Source organism: Erythrobacter litoralis (genome assembly GCF_001719165.1).
Taxonomy (GTDB): Bacteria; Pseudomonadota; Alphaproteobacteria; order Sphingomonadales; family Sphingomonadaceae; genus Erythrobacter; species Erythrobacter litoralis.
Genome location: NZ_CP017057.1, coordinates 2957538 through 2976484 on the forward strand (window position 1 = coordinate 2957538; position 18947 = coordinate 2976484).

Annotated in this window: 12 protein-coding genes; 9 read left to right on the forward strand and 3 right to left on the reverse strand. The window is 65.8% G+C overall.

All coding sequences use genetic code 11. From position 1 onward, the window contains the following. Positions 1 to 218: 218 nt before the first annotated feature. Both putA and Ga0102493_RS14080 read left to right on the forward strand, forming a co-directional pair. The gene (gene putA, locus Ga0102493_RS14075; protein WP_051697745.1) at positions 219 to 3338 is read left to right on the forward strand and encodes a bifunctional proline dehydrogenase/L-glutamate gamma-semialdehyde dehydrogenase PutA; all 3120 of its coding nucleotides are present in this window, start codon (positions 219 to 221) and stop codon (positions 3336 to 3338) included. 124 nt (positions 3339 to 3462) lie between these two features. Beyond that, positions 3463 to 3924, forward strand: coding sequence for a hypothetical protein (locus tag Ga0102493_RS14080; RefSeq protein ID WP_236922240.1), 462 nt, complete (start codon positions 3463 to 3465; stop codon positions 3922 to 3924). A 30-nt stretch (positions 3925 to 3954) separates the two neighbouring features. On the opposite strand, the gene Ga0102493_RS14085 is transcribed toward Ga0102493_RS14080, so the two are convergent. Next, positions 3955 to 5919: a hypothetical protein gene (locus Ga0102493_RS14085; protein ID WP_034902106.1), complete on the reverse strand. Its 1965-nt coding sequence runs from the start codon at positions 5917 to 5919 to the stop codon at positions 3955 to 3957. A 176-nt stretch (positions 5920 to 6095) separates the two neighbouring features. On the opposite strand from Ga0102493_RS14085, the gene Ga0102493_RS14090 reads away from it, so the two are divergent. After that, positions 6096 to 8363: a trypsin-like serine protease gene (locus Ga0102493_RS14090; RefSeq protein ID WP_081845572.1), complete on the forward strand. Its 2268-nt coding sequence runs from the start codon at positions 6096 to 6098 to the stop codon at positions 8361 to 8363. A gap of 45 nt (positions 8364 to 8408) precedes the next feature. Here the strand turns inward: Ga0102493_RS14090 and Ga0102493_RS14095 are convergent, their stop codons facing one another. Next, complete coding sequence (locus tag Ga0102493_RS14095) at positions 8409 to 8681, reverse strand: hypothetical protein (RefSeq protein ID WP_069297563.1); 273 nt, start codon at positions 8679 to 8681, stop codon at positions 8409 to 8411. A 32-nt stretch (positions 8682 to 8713) separates the two neighbouring features. Next, on the reverse strand, positions 8714 to 10717 hold the full coding sequence (locus Ga0102493_RS14100) for a TIR domain-containing protein (RefSeq protein WP_161490075.1): 2004 nt from the start codon (positions 10715 to 10717) through the stop codon (positions 8714 to 8716). Positions 10718 to 11334: 617 nt separating this feature from the next. Between Ga0102493_RS14100 and Ga0102493_RS14105 the strand changes: the two genes are divergently transcribed. The 6 genes from Ga0102493_RS14105 (at position 11335) to Ga0102493_RS14130 (ending at position 18943) form a co-directional block, all read left to right on the forward strand. Beyond that, a complete protein-coding gene (locus tag Ga0102493_RS14105; RefSeq protein ID WP_034902111.1) occupies positions 11335 to 13371 on the forward strand; it encodes a ribonucleoside-diphosphate reductase subunit alpha in 2037 nt (678 codons plus the stop codon). Positions 13372 to 13495: 124 nt separating this feature from the next. After that, positions 13496 to 14767: a tyrosine-type recombinase/integrase gene (locus Ga0102493_RS14110; RefSeq protein ID WP_069297564.1), complete on the forward strand. Its 1272-nt coding sequence runs from the start codon at positions 13496 to 13498 to the stop codon at positions 14765 to 14767. 175 nt (positions 14768 to 14942) lie between these two features. Beyond that, positions 14943 to 16478, forward strand: a complete 1536-nt coding sequence (locus Ga0102493_RS14115; RefSeq protein WP_150132489.1) for a hypothetical protein — start codon at positions 14943 to 14945, stop codon at positions 16476 to 16478. Beyond that, positions 16475 to 17365, forward strand: a complete 891-nt coding sequence (locus tag Ga0102493_RS14120; RefSeq protein WP_034902115.1) for a hypothetical protein — start codon at positions 16475 to 16477, stop codon at positions 17363 to 17365. The genes Ga0102493_RS14115 and Ga0102493_RS14120 overlap by 4 nt, the downstream gene beginning before the upstream one ends. Then, positions 17287 to 18471 (forward strand): hypothetical protein, encoded by a 1185-nt coding sequence (locus Ga0102493_RS14125; protein WP_034902118.1) that lies wholly within the window; start codon positions 17287 to 17289, stop codon positions 18469 to 18471. The genes Ga0102493_RS14120 and Ga0102493_RS14125 overlap by 79 nt, the downstream gene beginning before the upstream one ends. After that, positions 18458 to 18943, forward strand: a complete 486-nt coding sequence (locus Ga0102493_RS14130) for a hypothetical protein (RefSeq protein ID WP_034902119.1) — start codon at positions 18458 to 18460, stop codon at positions 18941 to 18943. The genes Ga0102493_RS14125 and Ga0102493_RS14130 overlap by 14 nt, the downstream gene beginning before the upstream one ends. Positions 18944 to 18947: the final 4 nt, after the last annotated feature.

Consider the following 18947-nt stretch of genomic DNA (forward strand, 5'->3'; position numbering starts at 1 on the left):
ATTCGCGATGCGGCTTGCCGGGGGCGCCCTATCAATGCGGGGCCTGCATCGCGCGTTCCGGTGCCGGAAACCTTGATCGCGCTCAAACGCTTCTCTTCCACAAAGCTTGATCGCGCCCCCGCCCCTATGCGATTTTGCTGTCAACACCGCGAATCTTCGCGAAATGAAGGATCCCCCACGACTTGACTACGCCCGACATCCCGCAAAGCACGACCCACATGCTCGACCGCGCCGAACTTCGCCGCGCCTATCGCGCCGAGGAAGAAGCCTGCATCGCCGAACGGCTCGAACAGGCCGCCCCCGCGCGCAAGCTGTCGGGCGAGGCAGCCGCGCTAGCGATCCGCCTGATCGAGGGCGCGCGCGCCCAGAGCGCGAGCGGGATCGACGCCTTCCTGCAGCAATACGGGCTCGACACGGATGAAGGCATCGCGCTGATGTGCCTGGCCGAAGCGCTGCTGCGCGTGCCCGACGCGCGCACCGCCGATGCGCTGATCCGCGACAAGATCGCCGAGATCGAATGGGGCGAGCGGCTCGGCGAAAGCTCGTCGACCTTCGTCAATGCCGCGACCTTCTCGCTGATGCTGACGGGCGAGGTGCTGGAGCGGCCCGAGGAACACCAGAAGGGCATGGGCCGCACGCTGAAAAGCGCGATGAACCGGCTCGGCGAACCCGTCATCCGCCGCGCCACCTTGCAGGCGATGCGCATTCTGGGCGGGCAATTCGTGTTCGGCCGCACGATCGAAGAAGCGCTGAAGCGCGCCGCGCCCGAACGCGCAAAGGGCCTCACCCACAGTTTCGACATGCTGGGCGAGGCGGCGATGACCTATGCCGATGCGGAACGTTACCGCGTCGCCTATGAACGCGCGATCGAACGCCTTGCGCGCGAAGCCACCGGCGCAATCGGCTCCTCTCCCGGCATTTCGGTCAAGCTGTCCGCGCTGCATCCCAAATACACCCATTTCCACAGGGAACAGGCGCGCGCCGAGATCACGCCGATCGTCAAGGCGCTGGCGATGAAGGCGCGCGATGCCAACATCCATTTCACCGTCGACGCCGAAGAGGCCGAACGGCTCGAAGTCTCGCTCGACATAATCGAGGCGCTGATTCGCGACGACGACATCTTCACGCGCGCCGACGGGAGCCGCTGGGAAGGCTTCGGCCTTGCCATCCAGGCATACCAGAAGCGGGGCGTGCCGCTGTGCGACTGGATCGCCAAGCTCGCCCGCCGCCATGGCCGCAAGCTGTTCGTGCGGCTGGTCAAGGGCGCCTATTGGGACAGCGAGATCAAGATCAGCCAGGTCGGCGGCTACGACGATTACCCCGTCTTCACCCGCAAGATCGCGACCGACGTGTCCTACCTCGCCTGCGCCGCGCGCCTGTTCGAACATGATGACGTGATCTACCCCGCCTTCGCGACCCACAACGCCTACACCGTGGCGGTGGTGAAGGAGCTGGCACAATCCAGACCCTTCGAATTCCAGCGTCTCCACGGCATGGGCGAGGAAGTGTTCGAGGCGCTCCACGAAGTCGAAGGCAATGCCCGGACCCCGGTGCGCATCTACGCCCCCGTGGGCGGGCACAAGGAACTGCTCGCCTATCTCGTGCGCCGCCTGCTGGAAAACGGGGCGAACACCAGCTTCGTCAACCGCATGGGCGATGCCGACGTGGCGGCCGAAGAGCTCGTCACCGATCCGGTCGCCGAACTCGCCGCGATGAAGCCGCGCCGCAATCCGGCGATCGCGCTGCCCAAGGACATTTTCGGCGCGGATCGCGGCGGCAGGCTCAACAGCGCGGGCACCGACCTGTCGGACCCGCTGGTGCTTGGCCCCCTGCAGGCCGAGATCGACCGGCTGGCGGACAGGCAATATTACGCCGGACCGACCTTCCCCGGCCCCGAAAGCGGCGAGATCGCCCCGATTACTATGCCGCATGACCTGACGGTCGAAGTGGGCAAGCGCCGCGATGCGACCCCGCAGGAAGTCGAGGACGCTTTCGCCCGGGCGAGCGCGATCCAGCCCGGCTGGGATTCGCTCGGCGGGGAAAGGCGCGCGCTCCTGCTCGAGGAAGCGGCCGACCTGTTCGAGGCGCATACGGCCGAATTCCTCAGCCTCGCCACGCGCGAGGCGGGCAAGACCCTGCTCGACGGCGTGCTCGAAGTGCGCGAGGCGGTCGATTTTCTGCGCTATTACGCATCCGAGGCGCGCCGCCAGTTCGGCCCGCCGATCCGCCTGCCGGGGCCTACGGGAGAGGAAAACACGCTCTCGCTTCACGGGCGCGGCGTGTTCGCGACGATTTCGCCGTGGAACTTCCCGCTCGCGATCTTCACCGGCATGGCCTCGGCCGCGCTGGCCGCGGGCAATGCGGTGATCGCCAAGCCCGCCGAACAGACCCCTCTGATCGCCGCACTCGCGGTGAAGCTGTGCCACGAGGCGGGCATCCCGCCCGAAGCGTTCCAGCTTCTCCCCGGCGCGGGCGAGGTCGGCCAGCTCATCACCGCCGATCCGCGGCTTGCGGGCGTCGCCTTCACCGGGTCGACCGAGACCGCGCGCGCGATCAACCGCACGCTCGCCGGGCGCGAAGGTCCGATCGCGACCTTCATCGCGGAGACCGGCGGGCAGAACGCGATGATCGTCGATTCCTCCGCGCTGCCCGAACAGGTCGTGCGCGATGTCGTCGCCTCCGCCTTCCAGAGCGCGGGTCAACGCTGTTCGGCGCTGCGCGTGCTCTATCTGCAGGAGGACGTGGCGGATTCGATGCTGGAGATGATCCGCGGCGGGTTCGAGGCGTTGAATGTCGGCGACCCCGCGCATCTCTCGACCGATGTCGGGCCCGTGATCGATCCCGACGCGCAGGCCGCGCTCGAACGGCACGTCGCGCGCAGCGAGGCGAGCGGGAGGCACGTCATGCGCTGTCCCATGCCCGACGATACGGCCAGGGGCTGTTTCGTCGCGCCGACCATCATCGAGGTGGATTCGATCCTAGAGCTCACCCGCGAGAATTTCGGTCCCGTGCTCCACGTCGCGCGATTCCGCTCGCAGGATCTCGGGCAGGTCATCGCGGACATCAACGCGACCGGATACGGCCTAACACTGGGCCTCCACAGCCGCATCGCCGCGACCCGGCGGTTCGTCGAGGCGCGCGTGCGCGTGGGCAATTTCTACGTCAACCGCAACCAGATCGGCGCGGTCGTGGAAAGCCAGCCTTTCGGCGGAGAGGGCCTGTCGGGAACCGGTCCCAAGGCGGGCGGCCCGCATTACCTCGCCCGTTTCGCGGTCGAGCGCGCGGTCTGTATCGACACGACGGCGGCGGGCGGCAATGCGACCCTGCTCCAGGCCTGACGGCGCTTGCCAGCCGCGCGAGAGGGGCGGTATGTCGCTTCCCATGCTGACGCGCCTCCCCCGTCTCGCGGTCCATTTCCTCGCGCTTTTCATGCTCGCCTAGAGCAGTGCGGCGCTTGCCGAGGTGCGGATCCATTTCCACAGCTTCGACGGCTCGGTCCTGTGGGGGCGTTATCCGCACACCTCAATCGTGCTCGAAGGCACGCTCGATGAGACGGGCGAGGCGGTGAACGAGAATTACGGCTTTTCCGCGCGCACGGTGACGCCCACGATCCTGTCCGGCCCGGTCGAACACATGGTGCTGGCCGAAACCGAACGCAACGTGAAGAACACCAACCGCCATTTCACCCTGACGCTGACCGACCGGCAATATCGCCGCATCGTCGCCGAGGTGCGCGCCTGGCAGAACGCGCCGGGCAAGTATAACGACCTGGAAAAGCGCAATTGCATCCACTTCGTCGGGCGGATGGCGGAAATCCTCGGCCTCAAGGTCGAATATCCCGGCGACATGCTGCGCCGGCCCAAGAAATGGCTCAACCGCGTCACCGTGCTCAATCCCGAGCTCGACGCGGAAATCATCGACTGAGAAGCGGCGTCTTCCGGAATGCCCGGCAGATCACGCCGGCAGGCCGAGATGCTTTGCGGCATAGACCGATTGCCAGCTTTCGATTTCGCCGACGATGATCTCGTCGACGGCACGCACGAGGTCGCTCGCGGACGAAAAGGTCAGGCGCTGCTCGTCGCCGGAAATCAGGAGGCCGGTCCGCTCCTCGACCGAGGAAAGCTTGCCCGAAGTCGCGCGCGAGATCGCGGCGAAGCGTTCGAAATCCCCGAAATAGCGCAGCCCGGCAAGGTTCGCGCCAAGCGTCGGGAAAGCAACGCCGAGAAAGGTGAACAGCTTGGCGGTCGCATCGGGCCATGACGCCGGGACCAGCCCGGCCGCCGCCGCCGCCGCGATGGCGAGCCAGATCGAGACCGAAACCACCGCGGCGAGGAAACAGCTCTCCGCCGCCCGGTCGATGCGGCGGTCGACCCGCGCGAGCTGCTTGGCCTTGGCTTCGTGATAGCGGCGCTGGCCGGTGATGTGCGGCAGGACGATCCCCTCGAGCGCGCGACGCAGGAAGGCACGGTCGATCCGGGCCTCGGGCAGCCCCGCATCGCGCAGCGCATCGCGGCTGAAGCGTTCGGGCCATTCGCCCCGCCCCCCGCGCGGCCAGCGGGCGACCGGACGGGCGACGCCCGTGATCGCGATGGCAGGCGCGAACCGCAGATATTCCGCCACGCGCCGCGTCTCGAACCAGCGGCGGTGCCATGCCCGTGCGTGCCCGACATAGGTGATCGCGAGAATGGCGAGCAGCAGTCCCAGCTCGATCAGCGCAAAGACCCATTTGAGCTCCGGCAGGCCGAGCGGCAGATAGGCGATGCCGATTATGATCGCGAGCGCGGAGAGCATGAAATTGACCGACATGCCGCTGCGATAGGCATCCGAAAGGCGGCTCGACACGCCATCGGCCCAGGCGAAGTTCGGCAGCAATTCGCGTTCGATCCGGGCGACGACGCGATCCTCCGGCCCGAGCGCGGCGCGCGCGACATCGAGCAATCCGGCGGCGCTTCCCGCGGCGATGCTGCCGGGCGCTTCGAAACGGGTCTGGATCGTGCCCGATTTCGCGGTGCGCCCGCCGAACAGCCATTCGATCCAGCGATAGATCCCGAAACCGAAAGACGATCTGGGCCGCCATTTTTCCCGCCGCATGCGCTCGACGCTGTGCGCCATGGGGGCGAGCGCGCCGGCGACGATCGCCTCGAGCCGGACAAGATCCGGGCCGGCCGCCGCGCCGGGGTCGAGATGGCCGAGCTCTTCGGGGCGCGTGAGGATCGTCCAGCTTTCGGGCCGCGCCGGGTCTATCACAAGGACCGGTGTCCCGGTCTCCAGCGCGGCAAGCACGGTGTGCCCCGTGCCGCCCGCAAGGTCGGTCCGCGTGCGATCCCAGACCGCGACGAGAAGGTCGATCCGTTCGATCATCACGCGCCCGGCAAGCTCGACATTGGCCGAACACAGCGCGTCCAGCCGCCGCGCGGCCTGGCCGTCCGCGGGATCGGCGAGACTGCATTCGAGCGCGGCGCGGATTTCCTCGTCGCGGTCGGCGATTTCGAACAGGTGCGCGCTGTCGGCGAGCGTGCGGATCGCCGCCGCGCGCGCTTCGACCTCGGGATCGGCCGCTTGTCCGCCGCTGCACAGCGCGGCCACGTCCCCGCGCGTCGCAGCGCCCGCATTGATCGCGCAATTGAGGCCCGCCCCGAACGGCAGAGGCGCGACCAGCGACCATCGCCTGGCAAGAGCGATGCGGGCGGCGGACTGGTCTATTCCCCCCGCCAGCAGGGTGAAGAGCCTGATCTCCCGCCCTTCGCCCGCCGCTTCGCAGGCCAGCCGGTCGATCGCCCCGAGAGCGTCTTCGAGTGCGCGCAGCACCGCCTCGCGATTGCCGGACAGGGCGGGATTGTCCGGCCGGTGGCCGGTGATCCCGATGGCGACGTGAGGTTTCCAGCCGGCAGCCGGGTCGTGGGCCGGGTCGTGGGCCATGTCCTGCGTCTTCCCCCAGCCTGCTGTTCGCGGCAGGGACAGCGCCCCCTGCACCGCGGACCTTAACCGCAAGGCAAAGACGGGCACAAGCACGGTTTGTGCGCCCAGGGCGGCACCGCCTCCCTTGACAGGGGGGTGCGAGTGGCAGAACCCTCCGCTCGCGAGGGAGGCGGGCGATGACACACCGGACCGTTGGGGCGATGGCCATGCTGGCGAGCCTCCTTGCCGCGGCCATGACCTGTCCCGCGGATCTGCGCGCGCAGGAACCGGAAATCCCGGCCGCCGACCACCCTGTCTACAAAACCTCCGGAACCCCGCGCGCGCCGCAGGACAAGCCGGCCGCCGAAATCGAGCGCGAAGCGGCGCGGTTCCGCATGCTCGAGGCCGCCTGCGACAGCGGCGATCGCGCGGCCTGCAGCGATCTGGGCGAAGCATACGAGCTTGGCCTCGGCACGCCGCAGAACCGCCCGATCGCCGCCATCCTCTACCGCGAAACCTGCGAGGCGGATGTGGCCCGGGGTTGCGAAGGGCTCGGCCGGGTGACGACCGCACTGCGCGACGAAAGCGCATCGGAACAGGCGGCAGCGCCTTTCGCGCGGGCGTGCGAACTCGGCTCGGCGGGGGGCTGCATCGCTTATGCGCGGCTCCTCCACAGGGGGGTCGGCGTGCCGCGCGACGAACAGCGCGCCGAGGCCCTGTGGCGCGAAACCTGCCGGTCAGGCGCCGGCGCGGCGTGCCGCGAGCTCGGCGCCGCGATGATTGCGACGCAGCCGACGGGCGAACGCATGGCCGAAGCCTTGGAACTGCTCACCGGGCAATGCGACGCGCTCGATACCGAGGCATGCGAGGAATTGCTGCGCCTCGAGGAAGGCACCGCCGGGAGGCCGTCGGAGGCAATCATCCTACACAATGCCTGCTCGGGCGGGAGCGACTGGAGCTGCAAGCAGCTCGGCGACCGCGCGTTTGTCGGCAATGGAACGGTTCAGGACCGCGATTACGCGTTCGCGCTCTACGACCGCGCCTGCGCGCTCGACGAGGTGCAATGCGAAACCGCCGCGATGCTGCGCGAATGGCCCGGCCTGACCGAAGGCTGCGAGAGCGGCGACATGGCCGCCTGCGCGAGGCTGGGGGAGATTCACGACAGCACCGCCACGCCCCTCGAAGACGCCAACAGGGCCCGCGAATTGCTGGCGGCTGCCTGTTTTGCCGGGATAAGCGATGCATGCGCGCGTGCCGGCGATCTTGCGCTCACGGTCGATCCCGCAAAGGCGGAGACCCTGCTCGTCACGGGCTGCGATGCGGGCGACCTTGCCGCGTGCAACCGGCTCGCCAGTGCGCTCGACCGGGGCGATGCGCTGGCGCAGGACATCGCGCGCGCCCAGGCGCTTTATGTGCGCCTGTGCGAAGCGGAATGGTGGTCCGCCTGCAAGACATTGCGCCAGAACCTTGCCACATATCCCGACCTGCCGCTCGCCGTGGCAGGCCGGAACTTCGTCCCGCCGATAGAGCCCGACGACCGGGAGACCCTGTTGTCCCATATCCCCGAGGCAAGCCGGGCCCAGATGGAATATTCGCCCTGTTCGACCAGCACGCTCGAATTTCGCGGCCAGCTCTACAGCGATCTGGTGTGCGATCCGGAGCGGCGGGTCTACAGGGGCTATCCGCTGGAACCCGGCCAGGCGCCGTGGCAGGCGCTGCTGTGGCGTCCGCGGACCCTGCCGAACGGTCTTGGTCCCCTGTCGGCCAAGCAGCGTGTCCTGTGCGGCGGAGCGCTGATCCGGCGCGGCTGGGTGCTGACGGCGGCGCATTGCCTCGTCGACAGGCTGGAGACGGGCGAAGAATTTCCGATCCGCAGCGCCGATTATCGCATCAGGCTGGGCGTCCACCGACCGGCGGGCGATGAGGGGATAAGCTACCCGATCCTCGAAGTCCACGAGCATCCGTTCTTCGATCTGGGCACCTACGCTTTCGACATCGCGCTCATCCGCTACGACCCGAGTCGCGGGCAGAGCGGCGCTGCGACCAATGCGATCAGGCTGATCGGCCTCGACGAGACACCGCTGCTGCGGCGCAGGATCGCCCCCGACATGGACGTCTACACCTATGGCTGGGGGCGCACCGAGGTCGAACGAGTGGTCATGCCGACCGTGCTGATGGGCGCGAAAATGCAGCTCGAAACGCTCGAGAAATGCACCGAGATTACCGGTTACACCGGCAACCTGCTCAATGCGGCGCTGTGCGCGGCGGGCAGCGAGGGGGAACAGGCGTGCTACGGGGACAGCGGCGGGCCGCTGATCTATTACGGCGATGCCGACAGGCGGGCGCGCGTGATCGGTGTGGTCAGTTCGGGCCGGAAATGCGGCACGACGGGCGAGGCGAGCCGTTACACCCGCGTCGCCCGGGCGCGCGAGTGGATCGAACGGACAATCGCCGCCGCGCGCTGAAACGACCCGGCCCGGCGCCCCCTCAAGGGTCCGCCGGGCTTCGCATCACGATTCGTCGGAAGCGGGCGCCATCGGGCCGATCGGATTGCCCGTGCCTTCGAGAGGATCGTCTTCCTCGGGGGTTTCGGTCATTTCCGCCTCGCCCGCCATGGCGCCGTCTTCCATGGCATCGTCTTCCATGGCGCCGTCTTCCATCGCGCCCTCTTCCATCGGGGCCTCGGCTCCGGTGGTTTCTTCGGCCGCTTCCTCGCCGCCATTGCAACCGACAAGCGCCAGAGCGCAGCCCGCCGCGAGCAGCGCCGTGAAATAGGTCTTCATCTCGATTTCCCCCACAGTGGAACGGTCGATTATCACGAGGACAGCCGCAATAGCAATCGTTCGAGCCGGGGCGAGGATCGCAGCGGGTCGAGCAGCGCATCGTTGCGCGCGAACAGCATCCCGGGATCGCGCATGTCATAGGCCCTCTCGAGGAGATCGAGCGCGCGGTCGGCATCGCCCCATTGCGCATGCACCTGCGCCTGCTGGTAGAGCCCGGCATCGCCATAGGTCCCGACCAATTCCGCCAGCGCCGCGCGCGCCCGCGCATCATCGCCGAGCCGCGCGAACGTGATCGCAAGCCCGACCTGGCTGAAAATCGGCACGCGTTCCTTTTCGAACGCCGCCTGCGCCCCTGCAAGATCGCCCTGCATCAGCCGGGCATTGCCGATCGCGAAATGGGCGCTGGCAAGCCCCGGATTGAGCTTGAGCGCCTGCATCATGCGGCTGATCGTGGCGGAATAATCGCGCGCGAAAAGCGCGATGAACCCGGCAGTGCGAAAGGCGAGGGGATTGAGCGGATCGAGTTCGAGCACGCGGTCGATCATCTGCATGGCGAGCGGCTGCTTATCGCCATAGGCATAAAAGATCGCGACCGAGGCCTGCACGTCGGCATCGCCCGGTGCAAGCTCCTGCGCGCGACGGTAATGCGGAGCGGCCCCGGCCCGGTTGAGCCGCCCGTTATTGAGCGCGAAGCCGAGCGCGAGATGGCCGCGAGCGAGCTCGGGCGCGAGCGCGATCGCGCGTTCGGCAGCGGCGATGGAAAGATCGTAGAAGCGCTCGACCTCCTCGGCGGACGCGCTCGCATTGGCGACCGCGGCCAGCATTCTCGCGCGCATCGCATGGGCCGCTGCAAAGGCAGGGTCGGATGCTATCGCCGCCTCGAACTGGGTCAGCGCGGCGCGATCGCTGTTGATCCCGGCAGAAAGAGTGGAAAGCGCCAGTCCGCGCAGATAGGCCTCGTAGGCGGCAGGATCCTCGGTCCCGCCCACGCCCCGCTGCTGCTCCACGCTCCGAAGCGCGCCTTCGCGTCCGGCAATCCGCGCGACCAGCGAAAGCGCAACGGTCTCGGCGATTTCGGACTGCATCGCGAACACGTCGGCAAAGGACCGGTCATAGCTTTCCGACCATCGCACGACACCGCCGTCGACCTCGACCAGTTCGACGAAGATGCGCACCATGTCGGCGGCGCGCTGGACCGATCCGCGCAGGATGTTCTCGACGCCGAGCCGTGAGGCAAGCGCGAATTCGTCGCCGTCCGCGGCCGCTGCCGAACTGGTCGGCGCCGACACCCTGAGGCGCGGATTGCGCGCGAGAGCCTGACGCAGTTCATTGGAAAGACCCGCGGAAAACCAGCCCTGCTCCTCGTCGCCGGTGAGATTGGCGAAGGGCAGGACAGCCATCGAAACCGCACCGCCTCCAGCGCCTCCGAAAAGGCCGGCCTGCCATGCGCCCAGCACGCCGACGCCCGCCAGCAGGGCCGCCCCGCCACCGATCGCCAGCCCGCGCCGGGAAACGCCGCCTGCAAGGGCGGCACGCGGCGATGGCGGCGCTGCCGGCGGCGCGGCCTGCGCGGGCATGGCCCGGCGGTCCGGGGGATCTCCATCGCCCGAGACCGTCCGCCTGACCGCCGCCAGCACCCGCGCCATTTCGGGCGCATCGGGCGTGCCGGACCAGCCGCTGATGTCGAGCAATTGGATCTGCCGGAAACCGAGCGGCGACATCGTGCCGTCGAGCGAAACCGGGACGAGACAACCGCGTTCGCGGCCGCGCTGCGCCTCGTCGCGGACCCATCCGGATTCGACCGCCTGCCGCGACCACAGCACGACGACGCAATCCGCTTCCTCCAACGCGGCCTCGGTCATGGGCAGGTAATTGACGCCGCCTTCGATCAGGCCGTCCCACCAGACATCGAACCCGGCCTCTTCGAGCACCGCGATGATCCGCTTCGCCGCTTCGGAATCGGTGCGGGTGTAACTGAGGAACAGCCGTGGAGCGGAGGCTTGGCGCTGGTCCGGTGGCTCGTGAGCGTTCGCCATGTCCTCTGCCATGTCCATCGCCCCTGAAGCGCCTGCGAGGCCGAACCTAGAGGGGTTCGCCCGGACTGGCTAGTGGCGTGTGCGTGGCGGGCCGGAAGGGCGAAAACGCCGGACGTTGCGGCGCCCGCCGCCGGCCTTTGCGGGCCCGATGGCGCAACAATCTTGCCGCCGCCCGAGCGAAAGATTCAGGCATTGATTCACATGATTCAATCACCAAATTTTTCTTCACAGATTCATTTTGCCCCTTGCGCGTTCCACGACTCAAGCTTGGTCCACGCGTCGCGCGGTCTCGCTGCGCTCCGAACATGCGCAAGGCGCCGTTTTAAGGGTTAATCGCCCGTTGACGCGGACCCGCGTGCGATTCATGATCTAGTGGTTAGGTCTGCGGCGGACCCCCCAGCCATGGTGAATCCCCCCTCCGGCCCTTCGGGTCGGGCATGGGTTCGGAGTCTCCGGCGAAGGGTCCCGGATGAACCTGGCAGGAGACCAGAAGAGCTGTATCCGGAGGACAGGCCTGTGGCCGGACCGGGGACAGCCTGTGGATGGGCCGGTAAAGAACAGAATTGGAACATTGGCCCTTGCGGCCATGGGGCGATTCGGGGGACAACGGGGTGACAATGGATTTCAAGACGAGCGACAGCGTGCCGAACGAAGTTATCGACGACACCGAAACCGGCACTGCGGAACACCCGCAGGCGAATAAACAGGCGAATGAAAAGGCCGTGAGCATGAAGAAAGCCGACACCGGCAGCGACGAACTGATCGCCGAAAAGGCGGGCGAAGCCATGGCCGGCGCCGTCGCCAATGCGATGAAGCAGGCCGCCAAACCCGACAGCAAGAGCGTCAATCCGCGCCGTTTCACGATCCGCACCGATCCAGCCCGCGATGCGAACCTAACCGCCTTCGGCAAGGAAACGCTGACCGACCGCTATCTCCTGCCCGGCGAAAGCTACCAGGACCTGTTCGCCCGCGTCGCCGATGCCTATGCCGACGACGAGGAACACGCCCAGCGGCTCTACGACTACATCTCGAACCTGTGGTTCATGCCCGCGACCCCGGTGCTGTCGAACGGCGGCACTGCGCGCGGCCTGCCGATTTCGTGCTATCTCAATTCCGTGTCCGACAGCCTCGACGGGATCGTCGGCACCTGGAACGAGAACGTCTGGCTCGCCTCCAAGGGCGGCGGCATCGGCACCTATTGGGGCAATGTCCGCGGCATCGGTGAGCCCGTGGGCCTCAACGGCAAGACCAGCGGCATCATCCCGTTCGTGCGGGTGATGGACAGCCTGACGCTCGCGATTTCGCAGGGGTCCCTGCGGCGCGGATCGGCGGCGTGCTATCTCGACATCAGCCACCCGGAGATCGAGGAATTCCTCGAAATCCGCAAACCTTCGGGCGACTTCAACCGCAAGGCATTGAACCTGCACCACGGCGTTCTCGTCACCGACGAATTCATGGAAGCGGTGCGCGCGGGCGACAAGTTCGACCTCAAGAGCCCCAAGACCGGCGAAGTGCGCGCCACCGTCGATGCGCGTTCGCTGTTCCAGAAGCTGGTAGAAACCCGCCTCGCGACGGGCGAGCCCTACATCGTCTTCAACGATACCGTGAACCGCATGATGCCCAAGCATCACCGCGATCTCGGCCTTAAGGTCTCGACCTCGAACCTGTGTTCGGAAATCACCCTGCCGACGGGCATCGACCATCTCGGCAACGATCGCACGGCGGTGTGCTGCCTGTCCTCGTTGAACCTTGAAAAGTGGGACGAGTGGAATTCCGACAAGCGTTTCATCGAGGACGTCATGCGCTTCCTCGACAACGTGCTGCAGGACTATATCGACCGCGCCCCCGAAGAGATGGCCCGCGCCAAGTATTCGGCCATGCGCGAACGTTCGGTCGGGCTCGGCGTGATGGGCTTCCACTCCTTCCTCCAGTCGAAGGGGCTCGGGTTCGAAAGCGCCATGGCCAAGGCGCACAATCTGAAGATGTTCCAGCACATTCAGGCCAAGGCATCCGAAGCCTCGATGCTGCTCGCGCAGGAGCGCGGACCCTGCCCCGACGCCGCCGAAATGGGCGCGATGGAGCGGTTTTCGTGCAAGATGGCGATCGCGCCGACCGCGTCGATCTCGATCATCTGCGGGGGGACAAGCGCGTGCATCGAACCGATCCCGGCGAACATCTACACCCACAAGACGCTTTCGGGCAGCTTCGTGGTGAAGAACCCCTATCTCGAAAAGCTGCTCGACCGGAAATCCAAGAATTCGAACAATGTCTGGAATTCGATCCTCGAGCGGGGCGGTTCGGTCCAGCATCTCGAATTCCTCACCGCTGAGGAAAAGGCGACGTTCAAGACCAGCTTCGAGATCGACCAGCGCTGGCTGCTCGAATTCGCCGCCGACCGTTCGCCCTATATCGACCAGGCGCAGTCGCTGAACCTGTTCATCCCGGCCGACGTCGACAAGTGGGACCTGATGATGCTGCATTTCCAGGCGTGGGAGAAGGGCATCAAGTCGCTCTATTACCTGCGGTCGAAGAGCGTGCAGCGCGCAGGCTTCGCCGGCGGGGTCGAAGCGGACAACACCGCCGAACTGTCGAAGTTCGAACTGAACGCGGCCGGCGAACAGACCGATTACGAGGAGTGCCTGAGCTGTCAATAGTAATGTTGTGCTGTGTCTCATTCTATGGAACAGGATGGGACTGCGGTCAATAAATAACTTGAAAAAGTGAGAGAGTGTGTCCTCATGAAGCGGGAAACCCCGTAACCCATGAGGACACACCGTCTTGCGTCTGGCTTTCGTCAATCCTGATCTTCTCGATCAATCGGTCGACGAGGCGCTCATGCCGGATGAGCTCGAACGGTTCTGGCATGATCGGGCCAGCCCGTTGGCGAAGTCACTCTACGCCAGGATCGGGATCACTGAACGAGTCCCCTTCGTCCTCGACCAGTATTCCAATCCTCCTCAAATCCATCCTCAGTCCTCCAGCGTCCTACGCAAGATGACCGAACAAGTGCCCGGGCGGACCACCATGCGGACCTATGGTCAGCACGTCCTCAGATTCGTCGCTACGCTAGCCGAGGATGGTGGAGATCTGGCGACTGTCGATCCGGGATACCTTTCCCAATACCGGGCTCGCCGCCTGGCGAGCGCAACGCCTCAGGGAAAGTCCCTGGATCCTGTTTCCTGGAACTCCGAGGCTGCCGCGCTGAAGACCATGTTCGATGCGGCCGTCCTCCTGCGTCTGCGTCCGGATAACCCGACAGAGCATCCGGCGTTGCAGTGGTCCTACAAGGGGGCCGGAGCCATGTTCGAAGAACCGAAGTTCATCACGCTCGACCGCTTCCGCATCTTCCGGGACGACGGTCTGATGGTGACCAGATCGCCGTTGCGCAACGCCGCTTTCGCCGAAACCATCCTGACGTCCGGCATGCGTCTCTACGAATGCAGCAGGATGCCTGCCACGGCTGTTCCTCCTCGCAACGATAACAATGGCGGTAGAGCTTTCACCTATCCGGTCCCTGCGATCGACGGGAAGGGCCACCGCGCCCGGAAAGTGCCAGTCGGCATCCACGCTTTCCGCCGTCTTCAAGCATATCAGCAACTCGAGCGACTGCCGGCGCTCGAACGCAAGGGGCTTTCGGCGTCCCTAACTCCGCTGTGGCTCAACCAATCCGGTGGCCTCATGGGGATCGGCGGCTGGGAGAAGGTCTTCGAGAACGCATCCGAACGATCGGGCGTCAAGGTGACGCCGCATACCCTCAGGCACACCTTCGCGGTCTACATGCTCTGTGCGCTCCTGCGTCGTCATCATGACAGCATGAAGATCAAGGACGACGTCAGGCGCCTCACAGAAGGCGGTCGCAGCGATGTCTACGCGACGATCTTCGGAGACCCCCTCCGCGCCCTCCAGCGTCTCCTGGGCCACAAGCACTACGAGACGACCTTCATCTACCTCGACATCCTCAGCGCCGACGATTTCGTCATCGACGAGGCGCTGCGGATCTTCGAGGACACCCTCGGATCGGAGGAGGACTACCTTGACCTCATCCGCTGACCACAGGAACGAAGCGTCCGATGACAGTCTCCCGCCGAGGCTCGGGCGGCCGCGACGAAAAGTCCCGACGCTCGACCGGGGTGGAGTCCTCCAGTTCCCCACCCGATCAAATCCAAGCGATTGGCGGCATCGCCATTTCGAACGGAAGAACCCACTGAACTGGGACTTCGCTTCGGTGCGTCCCGCCCTCGGCAGGGCCATGCTCGATGCGGTCCACAGGATGTCCGGACCCGGCAAGGCCATCGCCACCGGATCGACGGCCCTGGCCTACCAGACACAGAGCAAGCCCTTCTTCCTCTGGCTGGCAGAGACCGAAAAGGACGCGCGGGGTCAGGAGCCCGGCAAGGATGACACCATCCTCGGTCCCCAGATCGTCGAAGATTTCCGCATAGCCATGGACCTGCGTGCGACGCTGGGGGAAGTCACCGGCACCACCGCCTATGCCTACAAGGCCGCGCCGCTGCGGATCCTGCGACAGCTTTATCTCGAGGACCCGGCAGTATTCGGCCCGGGCTGGCGCGACGAGGACTTCCTTCCCGGCGAGCGGATTGACGATACGAAGCCCAACGCGCCCTATTCGCTCGCCGAATCGCAGCGCATCATCAGCGCCTGCGCGGCCATACTGCACCGAACCCACGATAGTGGTGACCCCGGGGACAGGGCGGTCATGGAGATCGCCGCCTTCGTCATCATCGGCCTAAAGCTCGGGATCGAACTAGAATGCCTTCCCGCGCTCACCCTTGCGAACCTCAAGACCGATGGGCGGCGCATCAAGGTGCGCTACATCAAGCGACGCGGCGGTGGCGGGAACGGTTTCCGCAAGAGCCGGACAACCAACCCGAGCGACGGAGGCCTCGACACCGAGGAGGAGGCCATCGCGGACGGGACCTCGTTTCGGGAAGCCGCTGGGGTCCTCGCTCTCCTACGGGATCGAGCCAGAGAGAGGCAGGCCGAGGATGGCGGAACCGACGACGCGACACCGCTGTTCACTTTCCACTGCGCCGCCGATGCCTTCAGGGCAATCAGCGACCATCTCAACGAAAGCGGCCTACGAGACGATCACGGCGGGCGATTGCCGATCGTTAGGAACAGGCTGCGCCCGACATGGCGCACCCAGCGCACGATCAGGCATGGAGGCCGACTGTCAATCGACAGGTCGGACAACTCGGCCGACGTGCGCGCCAAGCACTATCTCGACAACGACCGTATCCGACCCTTCCTCGAGAACGCGGTCCTGGACGCGCAGGCGCAGGCTTGGGACCATGCGCTTTCCAGGAGGGTCATCGATCTTCCGAACGACGCATCCGACGACCAGGTATCCGCAGCCGCACGGAAGGCCGAAGTCGCCGAGAACGACATCGCAACCGCGCTGTCCGGCGAGCAGGACCTGTGGCTCGCCAGCTGCCGCGACTTCACGAATTCCCCGTTCGACAAGCCGGGGACACCCTGCTCGAAGGCCTTCTTCGGCTGCGTGGTCTGTCCCAACGCTCTGATCACGCGTCGATCCCTGCCCGCGATCCTCGGCTTTCGGGCGCACGTGGAGCGGCGCCGCGACGAGATGGGGTCGCCCGAGTGGGAGGCCCTCTACGGCGCTGCGTGGCGTGAGATCACCCATGCCATCCTACCCCAGTTCGACAAACGCACCGTCGCAGAGGCGGAAACGATCGCCAAGGGTCTGGATATGCATCTTCCTCCCGAGATGCTGCAATGAACGCGCATTCCGGCCATATCCGGGCTCACGATGAGCGAGGCCAGCGGTCGCCCTACAGCGAATCGCCCATCCTCCTGCGTCGTCCCGACCTCACTGGTCGGTTCCAAGCGATGATCTGGGATCTGACGGAGACGGATCACCATTCCGGCCGTGCCGAATCGATCTGCCGGATCGACTGGAACGACGTCGGCGCGAACCACCCGGGCTGGCTCGCAATCTGCAAGGAACTGTGCTGGCACCGGCTGAACACGCCGTTGGCGACGCAGAAGACGATCGGCAGCTACCATGCCTCCCGCGAACAGCTGAGAATGAAGCGGTTCCTGCGTTGGCTGGACGTCAAGCATCCCGATGTCGCGGGTCCTCAGGACCTCCGCCAGCGGCACGTCCACGAATATCGGGTATGGTTGGAAAACCATGTACCGGAAGATGCGGTCCCCGCATCCGGCGCGAACGTGCGGACGGGTTCCTCCTGCAGTCCGCAGACCGTCTGGAGCTATCTCCTCCCGATCAAGGCGCTCGACGTCTTCCGTGAACGCCTGAGTTCCCCGCTGCCATTCTCTCCCTATGACGGCAACCTGACCGCAAAGATGCTCGGCGCCGGCGAGACCAGCGAGGAGAACACGACCGAACCCCTTCCGGACAAGGTCATCGCGACGCTCATCGACTGTGCGCGACGCTATCTCGAGCACTATGCCCCCACCGTCCTTGCGATGAGGATGGAGATGCACGCATTCTGGGATGATGGCAGAGCCGATTTTCCGGCTGGAAGACATCACCTGGCACCTGCCCTGAGACGGGCATCACCTGGATGCCGGACCGCAAGAAGGCGGCGCACCATCTCTACCGCGAGGAACTCGGCCATCTCGTCGCCGCCTGCCTCGTCGTGATCCTCTACCTATCCGGAATGAGGCCGGGGGAGGCCAGCAACCTCGGTTCCGACTGCCTCGACCGTCCAGTCGACAAGGCTACCGGCCTCCGCGACCGCTGGCGCATAAGCGGCATTCCGCTGAAGAAACGCGGCAAGGGCAAGGAGGGCAAGCCGCCACCCGTCGACTGGGTGGTCCCCGATATCGTCGCCCAGGCCGTGCAGATGCTGCAGAAGCTACTGGCGCCATACCGCACGATGCACGGGTCGGATCTGCTCATGCTGAGCAAGGATGCCCTACGCAAGCCCAAGCCGCGAGACAGGAAGCTGCTGCGTTCATCGAAGACCGGCTATCCACTGTCCGTCACGTCCATCGGAAGCCTGATCAACCTCTTCTACGAACGGGCGAGATGGCAGCGGGACGCGATCGCCCAGACAGACGCGAGCCTCACCCAGGCACCCGATTATCACATCAAGCCGAGCCAGTTCCGGCGCACGCTCGCGAGGTTCATCGCGAGGCAGCCCTTCGGCATCATCGCAGGGCGCCTCCACTATCATCATGTCTCCACGGCCGTCTTCGAAGGATACGCGGGCTCCATCTCCGACACCTTCGCGCTCGATGTCGAAGACGAGCGCATCCTCGCGGGCATCGACATTCTCGAGGAGATGAGGAGCGATGCCCAGGCAGGTTGGCGGGCCGGTCCGGGCGCCAGCCGCGTGCTGGCTGAATGGGAGGACGTGCGCGAAGTGGGGCTCGCTGCGGCCGTGGTTGACACGTCCTCGAAGGGGGCGGTTCTCGACAACAGCGTGCGCAAGCTCGTCCAGACGGTCCATGTCGGCAGCCTGAGCTACTGCGTGTTCAACGTGAGCAACGCGCTCTGCCTGACGGAACGGGCAAAGTCCTCACCGGGCGCATCCCCGGCGATAAGTATGTGCTCTCCGGATAAATGCGCCAACGCAGTGATCGCGCCCTGTCACGTTCCGAAGTGGCAGGGACTGCTGGAGGAGGTCCAGAGACTGTCAGGAACCGCCCGGAGCGGGCCGCAGAAACAGTCACTCAGGATCGCCATCGAAAGATACGAAGGGGTGATCGCCAAGGCACAGGGAGGTGAGAATGGAAAAGATTGACCAGACCTCCTTCGAGGACCTCAGGAAGGACAATGCGGACCGCCTTCACGAACTCGATGTCCTGGCGGGAGGAGGCGACCTTCGCGGAACGGAATCGACCGAAAGGACGATCCGGGCCGGCATCGATCGCTTCTGCCGCGGGACGACGCAGACGGACGGCTCCTGGACGGTCGTGAACTTGGTCGAGGAGACCGGCGTTCCCCGACCAACGCTTTATCGCTACAAGCGCGAACTCGAACTCTTCCAGAATCTTGGCGCATCGGCTCCGCACGGCGGCGCGCGCGAAGAGCTGAAACGCCTACGGAGCGAATTGGCAACAGAACGCGAAGCGGCGAAGGCGGAACGCGCGCGACACCGCAATACCGAAGCCGTCCTCGTGGAGCGCATCCATGCGCTATCCCTACTGGTGGCTTCGGCAATGGGAGAGGATTCGCTGCCGCGCATGATCGAGCTTAGAAAGCCTCCGGAATGAGACC